The sequence below is a fragment of the Micromonospora sp. NPDC049004 genome (assembly GCF_040649315.1).
In the GTDB taxonomy this organism is placed as follows: Bacteria; Actinomycetota; Actinomycetes; order Mycobacteriales; family Micromonosporaceae; genus Micromonospora.
Genome location: NZ_JBEZFG010000002.1, coordinates 294,320 through 306,607, shown reverse-complemented (window position 1 = coordinate 306,607; position 12,288 = coordinate 294,320). Strand labels below are relative to the sequence as shown.

The 12,288-nt window shown below is 71.9% G+C and carries 11 protein-coding genes; 5 read left to right on the top strand and 6 right to left on the bottom strand.

Annotated features, from left to right (window positions below):
- Positions 1 to 2: 2 nt before the first annotated feature.
- Positions 3 to 1,109, top strand: a complete 1,107-nt coding sequence (locus AB0B97_RS06160; protein WP_357491093.1) for a glycosyltransferase family 9 protein — start codon at positions 3 to 5, stop codon at positions 1,107 to 1,109.
- Between the two features lie 7 nt (positions 1,110 to 1,116).
- Here AB0B97_RS06160 and AB0B97_RS06155 read toward each other — a convergent pair whose 3' ends face one another.
- The gene (locus tag AB0B97_RS06155; RefSeq protein ID WP_234584178.1) at positions 1,117 to 1,995 is read right to left on the bottom strand and encodes a glycosyltransferase family A protein; all 879 of its coding nucleotides are present in this window, start codon (positions 1,993 to 1,995) and stop codon (positions 1,117 to 1,119) included.
- A complete protein-coding gene (gene rfaE2, locus AB0B97_RS06150; RefSeq protein WP_357491091.1) occupies positions 1,992 to 3,788 on the bottom strand; it encodes a D-glycero-beta-D-manno-heptose 1-phosphate adenylyltransferase in 1,797 nt (598 codons plus the stop codon). The genes AB0B97_RS06155 and rfaE2 overlap by 4 nt, the downstream gene beginning before the upstream one ends.
- A gap of 181 nt (positions 3,789 to 3,969) precedes the next feature.
- Between rfaE2 and AB0B97_RS06145 the strand changes: the two genes are divergently transcribed.
- Together AB0B97_RS06145 and AB0B97_RS06140 are read left to right on the top strand one after the other, a co-directional pair.
- Complete coding sequence (locus AB0B97_RS06145; RefSeq protein ID WP_357491089.1) at positions 3,970 to 4,512, top strand: type 1 glutamine amidotransferase domain-containing protein; 543 nt, start codon at positions 3,970 to 3,972, stop codon at positions 4,510 to 4,512.
- A gap of 140 nt (positions 4,513 to 4,652) precedes the next feature.
- Positions 4,653 to 6,329, top strand: coding sequence for an MDR family MFS transporter (locus AB0B97_RS06140; RefSeq protein ID WP_357491087.1), 1,677 nt, complete (start codon positions 4,653 to 4,655; stop codon positions 6,327 to 6,329).
- Positions 6,330 to 6,391: 62 nt separating this feature from the next.
- Here the strand turns inward: AB0B97_RS06140 and AB0B97_RS06135 are convergent, their stop codons facing one another.
- Entirely contained in the window at positions 6,392 to 7,024 is a 633-nt protein-coding gene (locus AB0B97_RS06135; RefSeq protein WP_357491085.1) for a TetR/AcrR family transcriptional regulator, read from the bottom strand.
- 127 nt (positions 7,025 to 7,151) lie between these two features.
- On the opposite strand from AB0B97_RS06135, the gene AB0B97_RS06130 reads away from it, so the two are divergent.
- Entirely contained in the window at positions 7,152 to 8,186 is a 1,035-nt protein-coding gene (locus AB0B97_RS06130) for an aldo/keto reductase (protein ID WP_357491083.1), read from the top strand.
- A 3-nt stretch (positions 8,187 to 8,189) separates the two neighbouring features.
- Here the strand turns inward: AB0B97_RS06130 and AB0B97_RS06125 are convergent, their stop codons facing one another.
- Positions 8,190 to 8,681 carry an NUDIX domain-containing protein gene (locus AB0B97_RS06125; RefSeq protein ID WP_355134399.1) on the bottom strand — a complete coding sequence of 164 codons (492 nt, stop codon included), beginning with the start codon at positions 8,679 to 8,681 and terminating at the stop codon, positions 8,190 to 8,192.
- A gap of 56 nt (positions 8,682 to 8,737) precedes the next feature.
- Here AB0B97_RS06125 and AB0B97_RS06120 point away from each other — a divergent pair, with 56 nt between their 5' ends.
- Positions 8,738 to 10,387: a fatty acid--CoA ligase gene (locus AB0B97_RS06120; protein WP_357491081.1), complete on the top strand. Its 1,650-nt coding sequence runs from the start codon at positions 8,738 to 8,740 to the stop codon at positions 10,385 to 10,387.
- Between the two features lie 187 nt (positions 10,388 to 10,574).
- Here the strand turns inward: AB0B97_RS06120 and AB0B97_RS06115 are convergent, their stop codons facing one another.
- Positions 10,575 to 11,585 carry an NADPH:quinone reductase gene (locus AB0B97_RS06115; protein ID WP_357491079.1) on the bottom strand — a complete coding sequence of 337 codons (1,011 nt, stop codon included), beginning with the start codon at positions 11,583 to 11,585 and terminating at the stop codon, positions 10,575 to 10,577.
- A 28-nt stretch (positions 11,586 to 11,613) separates the two neighbouring features.
- A complete protein-coding gene (locus AB0B97_RS06110) occupies positions 11,614 to 12,267 on the bottom strand; it encodes an HAD family phosphatase (RefSeq protein ID WP_357491077.1) in 654 nt (217 codons plus the stop codon).
- Between the last annotated feature and the right edge of the window lie 21 nt (positions 12,268 to 12,288).

Below are 12,288 nucleotides of genomic sequence, written 5' to 3'. Positions count from 1 at the left end.
ACGTGGTCACCCCGTCCCTGCTCGGCCCGACGGCCGGGCGAGTCGAAGACGTGCGCCGGATCGCGGTGCTGCGTGCCAACGCCCTCGGCGACTTCATCTTCGTTCTGCCGGCGTTGGACGCGTTGCGTGCCGCGTACCCCTCGGCGGAGATCGTGCTGCTCGGGGCGCCGTGGCACGCGAAGCTCTGGCGCGACCGGCCGGGCCCGGTGGACCGGGTGCTGGTGGTGCCGCCGGGCCCCGGCATCCGGGAGCCGGAGGCCGGTGAGTCGGCATCCACGATGGACGAGTTCGTGGCGGCGGCCAGCGGCGAGGGTTTCGACCTGGCGGTGCAGGTCCACGGCGGGGGCGCCAACTCCAACCCGTTGGTCAGCCGCCTCGGCGCCCGCGTGACTGTCGGGTTGCGCGCCGACGACGCGCCGCCGCTGGACCGGTGGATCCGCTACGTGTACTACCAGCACGAGGTGATCCGCTATCTGGAGACGGTGGCCCTGGTGGGTGCTCCGGCGACCACCATCGTGCCGACGCTCGCGGTCACCGACGCGGATCGGGCGGAGGCCGAGCGGGTGCTCGGCCCGCCGGCCCGCCCTCGGGTGGCGCTGCATCCGGGCGCCACCGACACCCGGCGTCGCTGGCCGGCCGAGCGGTTCGCCGAGGTGGCCCGTGCGCTGCACGGCGACGGGTACGAGGTGCTGGTGACCGGTACGCCCTCCGAGCGGGAGGTGGTGGACCAGGTGGTCGCGGCGGCGGGGGTGCCGGTCCGGCCGCAGGTGGGCACGCTCAGCCTCGGCGGGCTGGCCGGCTGCTACGCCGATTGCGCGCTGGTCGTCTCCAACGACACCGGCCCGCTGCACCTGGCCGCCGCGGTGGGCACGGCGACGGTGGGCATCTTCTGGGTCGGCAACCTGATCAACACGGCGACGCCGCTGCGGGGCCGGCACCGGCCGATCAGCTCCTGGATGGTGCACTGCCCGGTCTGCGGCGTGGACTGCACGCCCGGCATCTATCCGCACCGGCCGGGGGACGGCGAGTGCCCGCACCGCGACTCGTTCGTCACCGACGTGCCGGTGGTCGAGGTGCTGGAATCGGCCCGCGAACTGCTCAACCCGTAGGCGGCGCTCAGGCCGGCTGTGGGGTGTCCTCGTCGGCGAGGACCACCTCCCACGCCTCCACGTCCCGCTCGGTGACAGTGGTGGGGGTCTCCAGGTGGTAGGCGCCGCTGGGCAGGATGCCCGCCCCGCCGTGGCGGGCCAGCACCGCGAGCTGGGCGGCCACGTCCTCGCCCTGGTGCCGCTCGTGCACCCGCCGCCAGAAGTCGAAGCCCCCGGAGTCGACGAGCTTGGCCCGGTCGTAGAGCACGCACCCGCCGATCCAGGACACCTTGTACGCCCGCCACGCGCCCGGCGGCAGTGCCAGCTCGGCGGTGACGTGCAGCAGGTTGGCCGCCGAGTGGATGCGGGCGCGGTCCCACTCGGGGGTGCCCGGCCGGATCCGCTCCGGGACGGGCCGACCGGCCCACTCCTCGTAGTGCCGGTGCGTGTCCGGTCGTACGTCCTCGGTGTAGGACAGGCCGTGCACACCGTTGCCGACGAACCCGCAGCCCAGCTCCTCGATTGCGGCGACCAGCCGGTGCAGCGCCCCGGGTTCCAGCCAGACGTCGTCGTCGAGGTTGAGCACGTACCGGGCCGATGACGCGGCGAGCAGATAGGCGCGGTGCTCGGCCAACCCGCGGCGCGGCAGCCGGCGGGTCAACAGCACCGGGTGGCCCGCGTGCCGCAGCGCCCGGACCATGGTGGCCGCGGCGGGATGGGCGTACGCCGGATCGTTGTCGGACTGGTCGCTGACCACCACGCCGAAGCCGGGGACCCCGCCCTGGGCGGCGAGCCCGGCCAGGGTGACGGCCAGTTCGGCGGGCCGGTTACGGGTCGGGATCAACACGTCGACCAGCCGGTCGGCACGGAACTCCGCCGGGGCGCCGAGGGCGAGGGGCCGGTTCACGACGCCTGGGTGCGCGGGCTCAGCGACGGGTCGGTGGCGTGCGACGACGGCTCTTGGCTGTGTGACCGGATCCGGTCGATGATCGCCGAGGTGGACCGGTCCGGCACGTACCCCAGCGTGCGCACCTGACCGCCGAGTCGGCGCACCAGCGGCGCCTCCGGCACCAGCTCCGGCGGATAGTCGCCGCCCTTGACGTACACGTCGGGCCGGACCGCCTCGATCAGCGCGGCGGGCGAGTCCTCCTCGAACACCACCACATGGTCCACGCAGGAGAGCGCGGCGAGCAGGGCGCCCCGGTCCTCGACCGGGTTGACCGGCCGGTCCGGCCCCTTGAGCCGGCGTACGCTGCCGTCCGAGTTGACCGCCACGATGAGCAGGTCGCCCAGGGCGCGGGCCTGTTCCAGGTAGCGCACGTGCCCGGGGTGCAGCACGTCGAAGCAGCCGTTGGTGAACACCACGGACCGGCCCGCCTCGCGGTGCTCGGCGACGATCGCGTCCAACTCGTCGGTGCCGACCACCGCCGGGTGCCCGGCGGTCTCCGGTGGCATGTCGAGGGCGGCGAGCAGGTCGTTGCGCAGGCACACGCAGGTGCCGGTGTCCGACACGGTGATCGTTGCGGCGAGCTGGGCGAGTTGCGCGGCGGTGGGCAGCGGCGCGTCGGCGGCCAGGGCCAGCGTCATCGCCGCCAGGTAGGCGTCTCCCGCACCCACCGCGTGGCTCGCGGGGACCGGGGTGCTGTGGCTGCGCCGCCGTTCCCCGTCCGCGCCGCCGACCACCGCGCCGTCGGTGTCCAGGGTCACCGCGACCACGTCCGCGCCGGTGTGCGCGCGCAGTTCGGCGAGGCGCGACTCGGCCAGTACGGCCCGGTCCACGCCCGCTCCAGCCTCGGTGTTCACTGTGACGCCGGTGCCGGTGACGCTGAGGCCGTCGCCGGTGAGGGCCACCCGCCCCTCGCCCGGGGTGGGCTCGCCGACCGGGCCGGGCCGGTCGTCGGCGCGGGCCCCGCCCGGGGCGGCGCCGACGCTCAGCTCGGACGGCCCGTCGGCCGGATCGTTGTCTGGGTGTTCCAGGTGCAGGTCGGTGCCGGCGGTCGAGCGGTTCGCGCCACCGGCACGGGCCAGCAACCGGGTCGCCTCGGCGAAGCTGGGGGTGACCACAGTCGGCGCGAGCCCCCGCCAGTCGGCGAGGTCGTGGGCGTCCAGCGCGACAGTGGCGTACCGCTCGCGCTGCTCGACCAGCCAGGCGCGGACCGGCGCGGGCAGCGCGCCCAGGCCGTAGTCGCAGACCACCAGGGTCGGCGCCTCTCCGCCGGCGGCGGCGCGCAGCTCCTCGGTGGCGCAGTCCAGCGCCGTGAGCAGCCGGTCCACCCCCTCCGGGTCGAGCGCGTCGTCCGCGTCGCCGGAGTCCTCCCGGAGCAGGATCTGGTTGCCGGCGAGCATCCGCCGCTTCACGGGGGTGGGCCGACCGGGCTGGTTGACCGTGCGGTCCCAGACGCCGGCCCGGTCCAGACAGTCGTGCAGTTCGTCGCCGGCCACGTCGGCGCCGACCGGCGCCACCAGCACGGCCCGACCGCCGAGGGTGGCGACGTTGACCGCGGTGTTCGCGGCCCCACCGGCGGCGGAGATCCGTCGGCGCAGGGTGAGGACCGGGGCGGGCGCCTCCCGGCAGAGCCGGTCGGAGTCGGCAAACCGCCACTCGTCCAGCATGGCGTCGCCGATGATCAGGACCGGGCGCCCGAGCCAGCTCTCCACGACGGTGGCGAGCCGGCGCTGTTCCGCTGCTGCTCCTGCCATGCCTCCCCGGGTCCCCAGCGGCCCTCGGGACAAACCTGCGCCGGGACCGGGCTACGCCGCAGGTCGGCGGCCTTTCGTCCCACAGTCGTCGGCGGGGTGCCCGTCGTTACCGCCGTGGGGTGTTTCGGGCGTTGGCGCTCGGGAAGGGAGTTGAGGTACCCCGGAAAGGAGATGTACTGAGATGGCAGCGACACTGCAGGGCAAGAGGATCGCCTTCCTGGCCGCCGACGGCGTCGAGGAGGTCGAGTACGTCCAGCCGCGCGAGGCGGTCGAGAACGCCGGCGCGACGGCCGAGCTGGTCTCGCTCAAGCCCGGTTCCATCCAGTCCTTCAACCACCTGGACCAGTCCAAGACGTACGACGTGGACGTCACCGCGGACAAGGCGGACGCCGCCGGGTACGACGCGCTGGTGCTGCCGGGCGGGGTGGCGAACCCGGACTTCCTGCGGTCCGACCCGGACGCGGTGCGGTTCGTGAAGGCGTTCTTCGACGCCGGCAAGCCGGTCGGGGTGATCTGTCACGGCCCGTGGACGCTGATCGAGGCGGACGTGGTGCGTGGCCGGCGGATCACCTCCTGGCCCAGCCTGCGCACCGACCTGACCAACGCCGGCGCGACCTGGGTCGACGAGGAGTGCGTGACGGACGGCAACCTGACGAGCAGCCGCAAGCCCGACGACCTCCCCGCCTTCTGCGCAAAGATCACCAAAACCTTCGCCGCCTCCTGACCCCGCCCTCCCGAGTTGATCAAGAGGTTTGCGTCATCCCACCCGGCGTGTCGTGACGCGAACCTCTTGATCAACCTTGGGAGGCTCGGGGTTTTTTGGGGTGTGGGGCATGTTCTCCGGTGGTCGGGAAAGAGGGCTTGATGACCACCGAAGCCTCTGCCGCGCCGGTACTGAATCGCCAGCAGATCCGGCTGCTCATGCTGGGCCTGATGACGGGCATGCTGCTGGCCGCCCTCGACCAGACCATCGTCGGCACGGCCCTGCCGACCATCGTCGGTGAGCTGGGTGGGATCAACCACTACTCGTGGGTGGTCACGGCGTACCTGCTCGCCTCGACCGCGTCGACCCCGCTGTACGGCAAGATGGCCGACCTGTACGGGCGTCGCCCGGTCTTCCTCTTCTCGATCGGTACGTTCCTGGTCGGGTCGCTGCTGGCCGGCCTGTCGCAGAACATGACCCAGCTGATCGTCACGCGGGGCATCCAGGGTCTCGGCGCCGGTGGTCTGCTGACGCTGGCGTTCACGATCATCTCGGACGTGGTCTCACCCCGGGAGAGAGGCCGCTACCAGGGTCTGTTCGGAGCGGTGTTCGGCATCGCGTCGGTGGCCGGCCCGCTGGTCGGTGGATACTTCGCCGAGACCGACTGGCGGTGGATCTTCTACATCAACGTGCCGCTGGCGATCCTGGCCATCGTGGTCTGCTACCACGTGATGCGGCTGATCCCGTTCGAGCGCCGGAACCACGCGATCGACTGGCTCGGCGCCGGCCTGCTGGTGGCCGGGGTGAGTTGCCTCCTGCTCGCGCTGAGCTGGGGCGGCAACGAGTACCCGTGGGGTTCCGGGCTGATCATCGGCCTCTTCGTCGCGGGTGCGGTCCTGGCGGTGCTCTTCGTGCTCCAGGAGGCGCGGGTCGCCGAGCCGATCCTGCCGCTGCGGCTGTTCCGCAGCGCCACGTTCGCGCTGGCCAACTCCGCAGGCTTCGTGCTCGGTCTGGTGATGTTCGGGTCGATCATCTTCATCCCGCTGTACCTCCAGATCGTCAAGGGTGCCTCGCCGACCCGCAGCGGTCTGCTGATGCTGCCGATGATGGCCGGCATCATCGTGACCTCGATCCTCACCGGACGGGCGATGAGCCGGATCGGCAGGTACAAGTGGTTCCCGGTGGCCGGGGCGGCCACCCTGGTGCTCGGCATGCTGCTGTTCACGCGGTTGCAGGTGGGCACGTCGCTCTGGATGGCGTTCGGCTTCATGGTGGTGATCGGCGTCGGCCTCGGTCTGTGCATGCAGTCGCTCGTCCTCGCGGTGCAGAACGCGGTCTCCATCCGCGACCTGGGCGCCGGTACCTCGTCGGCGACGTTCTTCCGGTCGCTGGGCGGCTCGTTCGGGGTGGCGATCCTCGGCACGGTGCTCTCGTCGCGGCTCAACTCGCAGCTCGCCGACCGGCTGCCCGGTGCGATCGCCCAGCTTCCACCGGAGCAGCGGGCCGCTGTCGCGGCGAGTGGCGGCACGAACATTTCGATCAACGACCCGGCGACCATCATGGCCCTGCCCGGCGCCGTCCGGGCCGCCATCCAGGCGTCGTTCGTGGAGTCGCTGCACCTGGTCTTCCTGACCACCGGTCTCGTCGCCATCGTGGCGGTGCTGGTCACCCTGGCGCTGCCCAACAACGAGCTACGCGGTGCAGGCCCGCAGGGCGCCAAGGGCGGTGCCGACCCGCTCGGCGGAGAGGCGCCGGCGCCGGGCGGGAAGCCGCTGACCAAGGAATCGAAGGATGAGGCCGCGGCGGACATGGAGGCCAAGTCCCAGACGATGATTTGACCACGCCCGGTCGCCCTGCCAGCCGACGAGCCGGCTGGCAGGGCGAATTCGAGCGGAATTGATCAAGCCGGGCGGCGGTACGCGCCGTACCACCATGTCGCCGCAAGTTCCCGCGCTGCCGCCGCGTCGGTCCCGGGGTCGGCCGTGGTCGTGCTGACGTGGTCGGCGAGGAAGCGGTCGCCGCCGATCACGATCAAGCGGCTGGCGGCCGTGACGTCCAGGTCGGCGGGGGTACGCCCGGCCTGCTGCTCGGCGCGGAGGGCATCCGCCGTGCGCCTCACGAACCGTTCCAGCCCCGCTGCCCAGTACTCCCGGACCACCTCGTCGTACGCGGCGACCTCGCTGACCGCCGCAAGCACCGGGGCGTACGTCCGGTAGATCCGGATCACGTCGGCGAAGACCTCGGTCAGCCGTGCGAGCGGGTCGCCGGGCCCGCCCGGGTCCCAGCCGCTGGTGCGGTCGAAGGAACTCTCCCGCATGGTGCCGGCGAGGCGCATGAGCAGCTCGCTCTTGTCCCGGAAGTGGGTGTAGAAGGTCGACCGGGCCACCCCGGCCTCGGCGGCGATCCGCTGCACGCCGAGGTCGGTGAAGCGGGCGCCCTCCTGGAGCAGTCGCTCCGTGGCCGCCAGCACCCGTGCCTCGACGGCCGCCCGCCCGTCCGGGTTGGGCGGGCGACGTCGGGTGATCGAGGGCATGGTCGAGATCCTAGGTGGCCGGGGGCGCGACCGACGACGTACGCTCACTGCCGGACACAGTGTCCGACACAGTGACCGCCGGAGTGCCGACGTGGCCTCCGACCCCCCACCACGAGGAGCAACACAGGTGAAGTACCGACTGCTGGGCACCACCGGGGTGTACGTCTCGGAGATCTCGCTCGGCGCGATGACCTTCGGTGGCAGCGGGCACCCGCTCTGGGGAACCCTCGGCGGACTGGCGCTGCCCGAGGCGCAGCGGATGGTCGACACGGCGCTCGACGCGGGCGTGAACTTCGTCGACACCGCCGACGGCTACAGCGACGGGGAGAGCGAGGAACTGCTCGGCCAGGCGCTCGGCAAGCGGCGTCGCGACGTCGTGCTGGCCACCAAGGTGCACTCGCGCACCGGCCCCGGCCCCAACGACGTCGGCACCTCCCGCCTGCACATCATGCAGAACCTGGAGGAAAGCCTGCGCCGGCTGGGCACCGATCACATCGACCTGTACCAGATCCACAACTTCGACCAGGTCACGCCGATGGAGGAGATGCTGCGCGCGCTCGACGACGCGGTCCGACAGGGCAAGGTCCGCTACATCGGCTGCGCCAACTTCGCCGCCTGGCAGATCTCCAAGGCGCTCGGCATCTCCGCGCGGGAGAAGCTCGCCGGCTTCGTCTCCGTCCAGGAGTACTACTCCCTGCTGGGTCGGGACGTGGAGCGCGACGTGGTGCCGATGGCGCTCGACGCGGGCGTCGGCCTGACCGTGTGGAGCCCTCTCGCCGGTGGATTCCTCTCCGGCAAGGTCGGCCGGGACGGCGCCGTCGCCGACAGCGGCGCCCGCAGCGCCCAGCCCGGCTACTCCAGCTTCACGCCGTTCGAACCCGAGCACGCCTTCGCTGTGGTCGACGTGCTCAAGGGCGTCGCCGAGCGGCACGAGGTCAGCCCGGCCCGGGTGGCCGTCGCCTGGCTGCTGTCCCGGCCGGCAGTGACCAGCGTGATCGTCGGAGCCCGCAAGCACGAGCAGTTGGTGGACAACATCGCCGCCTCGGACCTCACGCTGACCGAGCAGGACCTCACCGAGCTGGACGAGGCCACCAAGCTGCCGGTCGCGTACCCGAACTGGATCCAGGAGGGGTTCTTCGCCGAGATGCGCTACCCGCAGTAGGACCTACTTGAGGATCAGCCGGTTCGTCTGCTCGAAGACGTCCAGGTCGGCCAGGGTTTCCAACACCGAGCCGGAGAGTGGGGTCGGGAAGCGGTCGCGGGGGAAGAAGCCGGCGTCGGTGGTCTCGTCGGTGACCCGGGTCAGCTGCCCGTCCCACTCCTCGACCTTGAACGCGGTGGTGAAGACCTGGTACGTGTGCCCGTACATGTTGGTGCTGGTCCGGTCCGGGCCGGTGTAGAGGGCGAACGCGCAGACCCGCAGCGCCCGCAGCCCGGTCTCCTCGCGGACCTCGCGGACCGCGCAGTCGGCGATCGACTCGCCCAGTTCCATGGCGCCGGCGGGCATGGCCCACTGACCGTTGTCCGAGCGTTGGATGAGCAGGATGCGCCCCGCGTTGTCGCTGACCACGGCTCGGGCGCCGACGAACATCAGCGTCCGGTCCCCGGCGAGCGCGCGCAACTGCCCCACGTACGAGTCGGCCCAGGAGATGCTCACCTGCGACAATTTACGGGGGTTCCCAACGTGTGACCGCCGACACTAGCTTGTTACCCATGCGTAGCACGATGATGGACGCCCCCCTGCAGGTCTCCCGGATCCTCGACCACGGCGCAGGGGTGCACGGCACCGCCGAGGTGGTCACCTGGACGGGCGGCGAGCCCCGCCGGATGACGTACGCCGAGGTGGGTCGCACCGCCGCCCGGCTGGCCCACGCGCTGCGCGACGAGTGCGGGGTGACCGGCGACGAGCGGGTCGCCACCTTCATGTGGAACAACAACGAGCACCTGGTGGCCTACTTCGCGGTGCCGAGCATGGGCGCGGTGCTGCACACCCTCAACCTCCGGCTCTTTCCCGACCAGGTCGCCTACATCGCCAACCACGCGCAGGACCGGGTGGTGCTCGTCGACACCACGCTCATCCCGCTGCTGGCCAGGGTGATCGGCGAGCTGAGCACGGTGCGGCACGTGGTGGTGGTCGGCGGTGGCGACCCCGCCCCGCTGGTGGCGGCGGCGGGCGACCGGATCACCGTGCACCACTGGGACGCGCTGCTGGCCGACCGGCCCGACGTGTACGACTGGCCGGAGGTGGACGAGCGGGACGCCGCCGCGCTCTGCTACACGTCGGGCACCACCGGCAACCCGAAGGGCGTCGCCTACTCGCACCGGTCCATCTACCTGCACTCGTTGCAGGTCTGCATGCCGGAGGGCTTCGGTCTCGGGCCGACCGACCGGGAGCTGGCCATCGTGCCGATGTTCCACGCCATGTCGTGGGGTCTGCCGTACGCGGCGTTCCTCTCCGGCGCGTCACTGATCATGCCGGACCGGTTCCTCCAGGCCGCGCCGATCGCCGAGATGATCGCCGCCGAGCGGCCCACCCTGGCCGGCGCGGTGCCGACCATCTGGACCGACCTGCTGGCCTACCTGGACAGCCACGACGTGGACACGTCCTCGCTCACCGAGGTGATCGTCGGCGGCTCGGCGTGCCCGCCGGCGTTGATGCACGCGTTCGACGAGCGGCACGGGATCGACGTCATCCACGCCTGGGGGATGACCGAGATGTCGCCGCTGGGGTCGGTCTCCCGGCCGCCGGCGGGGGCGACCGGCGAGCAGGCCTGGCGCTACCGCTACACGCAGGGTCGCGTGCCGGCCGGGGTGCAGGCACGCATCGTCGGGCCGCTGGGCGAGCCGCTGCCCGCCGACGGCACGGCCGTGGGCGAGTTGGAGGTCCGTGGGCCGTGGGTGACCGCACGGTACGTCGGTGACGACGCCCCGGACGAGGAGAAGTTCCGCGACGGCTGGTTGCGTACCGGCGACGTGGGCATGCTCTCCCCGGACGGGTACATCACGCTCACCGACCGGGCGAAGGACGTGATCAAGTCCGGCGGCGAGTGGATCTCGTCGGTGGAGCTGGAGAACGCGCTGATGGCGCACCCGGCCGTGCTGGAGGCGTGCGTGGTGGGCGTGCCGGACGAGCGCTGGGACGAGCGGCCGCTGGCGACCGTGGTGGTCCGTGAGGGCGCTTCGGTGACCGCCGAGGAGCTGCGGGACTTCCTGGCCGGTTCGATCGCCAGGTGGCAGCTGCCCGAGCGGTGGGCGTTCATCGACACGGTGCCGAAAACCAGCGTCGGCAAGTTCGACAAGAAGGTCGTCCGTTCGCGGTACGCCGACGGTGAGCTGACTGTCCGGGAGCTGACAGCACCGTAACGTTTTACCGGGCACTGTCGCCTGTTGGGCAGAGGAGTTCTCCTGACATTCCTCCCCAGGGGCGGCCCCGGCGTTCGCACCGCGCCGGGGCCGCCCGCTCCACGCGGGGTTATCCCGCACCGTCATTGTTGCGAAAATTGTTCGCGTCTGTCCTGATGACGGGGAAATCGGGTGTCGCGCGATCCGTTCAGGCGTCGCTGGTGGTGATCAGCACCTTGCCCACCGCCGAGTCCTCGACCGCCTGGTGGGCCGCCGCCGTGTCGGCCAGCGGATAGTGGTGCAGCGGCAGACCGGCGTCCGCACCGACCCGGATACCACCCTGGTTGGCCGCCGCCGCCACGTCGATCACACCCTGCGCCTTGGCCGCCTTCGGCTCCGTGTAGACCAGCACGAACTGCCAGCGGGCGTTCACCACGTACAGCGGGCGGATCGGGAGCGTCACCTCGGTGCCGCCGTTGTCGGCGTACACGCAGACCGCGCCGCCCTGCCGGATCATCTGCACGTCAGCCGCCGCGTTCGCGGCCGGCGCGACCTCCACGATCGTGTGGACGCCGTGCGGAGCGATCCTGCCGACCTCCTCGACCACGTCCTGCTCCCGATAGTTGATCACATGGGAGGCACCGGCCGCCGCCGCGAGCTGCGCCTTCTCCGCGCTGCTCACCGTGGCGATCACCGTCGCGTCGGCCCAGCGGGCGAGCTGGATCGCCGCGTTGCCTACCGCGCCCGCCCCGCCCTGCACCAGCACCGTGTGATCGGCAAGCGCACCGGCGCGCAGCGCGTCGGGCATGAACTCGCCGGCCGTCAGGCAGCGGTGCGCGGTGAGGAACGGGATGCCCAGGCTGGCTCCCAGCTCGAACGAGGCGTCGCCCAGGGGAACCGCCTGGCGCACCGGCACCAGCGTGTACTCCGCGGAGGTGCCCCACGGCCGCTGCCAGGCCGCCTCCCAGATCCAGACCCGCTGGCCGATCAGCTCACGGTCGACCCCCTCGCCGACCGCCTCCACCACGCCCGCGCCGTCCTGCCCGGGGATCTGCCACCCGTCCGGCGGGAAGGCCCGCCGCGACTTCCAGTCCGTCGGGTTCACCCCGGACATCGCCAGCCGGACCAGCACCTCGCCCGCACCCGGCTCCGGCACCGGCCGGTCGACCAGCTCCAGCACGGAAGGGTCGCCGGTGCGCTCGTACACGATGGCTTTCATTCGTTGTTCCTTCCCCAGTCTGCCCGCGTCAACCCAGCCCCTCCACCAGCTCCGGCGTCAACTCACCGATCGACCCCAGCGTCACGACCGCGAGCCCGGCCGCGTCCGGGTCGAGGGGGTACGACAGGTGCGGCACCGCCACCACCCGCATCCCCGCCGCCGCGGCCGACCGCACGCCGTTGGACGAATCCTCCACTGCCGCGCACCGGGTCGGGTCGACGCCGAGACGCCGCGCGACGTCCAGGTAGACGTCCGGCGCCGGCTTGCCCCGCTCGGTCTCCTCGGTGGAGAGGGTCGCGCCGAACGCGCCGGTCAGGCCGGTGACGTCCAGCGCCGCCGCGATCAGCCGGGTCGGTGACGAACTGGCCAACCCCAGCGGCCACCGCGCGGCCAGCCGGCGTACGACCTCGTCGGCGCCGTCGATGAGCGGCACGTGCTCGGTGTAGCGCCGGGCCATCTCCCGCACCACCTCGTCGGCGACCTGCCCGGCGCTGCGGCGCACACCCAGCTCACCGCTGAGGTAGTGGGCCCACTCACCGGTGCTCATGCCCATCAGCCGGCGCTGGGTGTCCGGCTGCCACGACCCACCGTGTGCCGCCACGTACGCCCGCCGGACCTCCTCCCAGACCGGTTCGGAATCCACGATCACACCGTCCAGGTCGAAAACCACCGCATCCACCACGGGCCCATCCTGCCCGAGAGG

Bases quoted from the DNA above. Each gene is read 5' to 3' on its own strand.
- AB0B97_RS06145 (WP_357491089.1), top strand. From the start codon at position 3,970: ATGGCAGCGACACTGCAGGGCAAGAGGATCGCCTTCCTGGCCGCCGAC.
- rfaE2 (WP_357491091.1), bottom strand. From the start codon at position 3,788: ATGGCAGGAGCAGCAGCGGAACAGCGCCGGCTCGCCACCGTCGTGGAG.
- AB0B97_RS06135 (WP_357491085.1), bottom strand. From the start codon at position 7,024: ATGCCCTCGATCACCCGACGTCGCCCGCCCAACCCGGACGGGCGGGCG.
- AB0B97_RS06115 (WP_357491079.1), bottom strand. From the start codon at position 11,585: ATGAAAGCCATCGTGTACGAGCGCACCGGCGACCCTTCCGTGCTGGAG.
- AB0B97_RS06120 (WP_357491081.1), top strand. From the start codon at position 8,738: ATGCGTAGCACGATGATGGACGCCCCCCTGCAGGTCTCCCGGATCCTC.
- AB0B97_RS06140 (WP_357491087.1), top strand. From the start codon at position 4,653: ATGACCACCGAAGCCTCTGCCGCGCCGGTACTGAATCGCCAGCAGATC.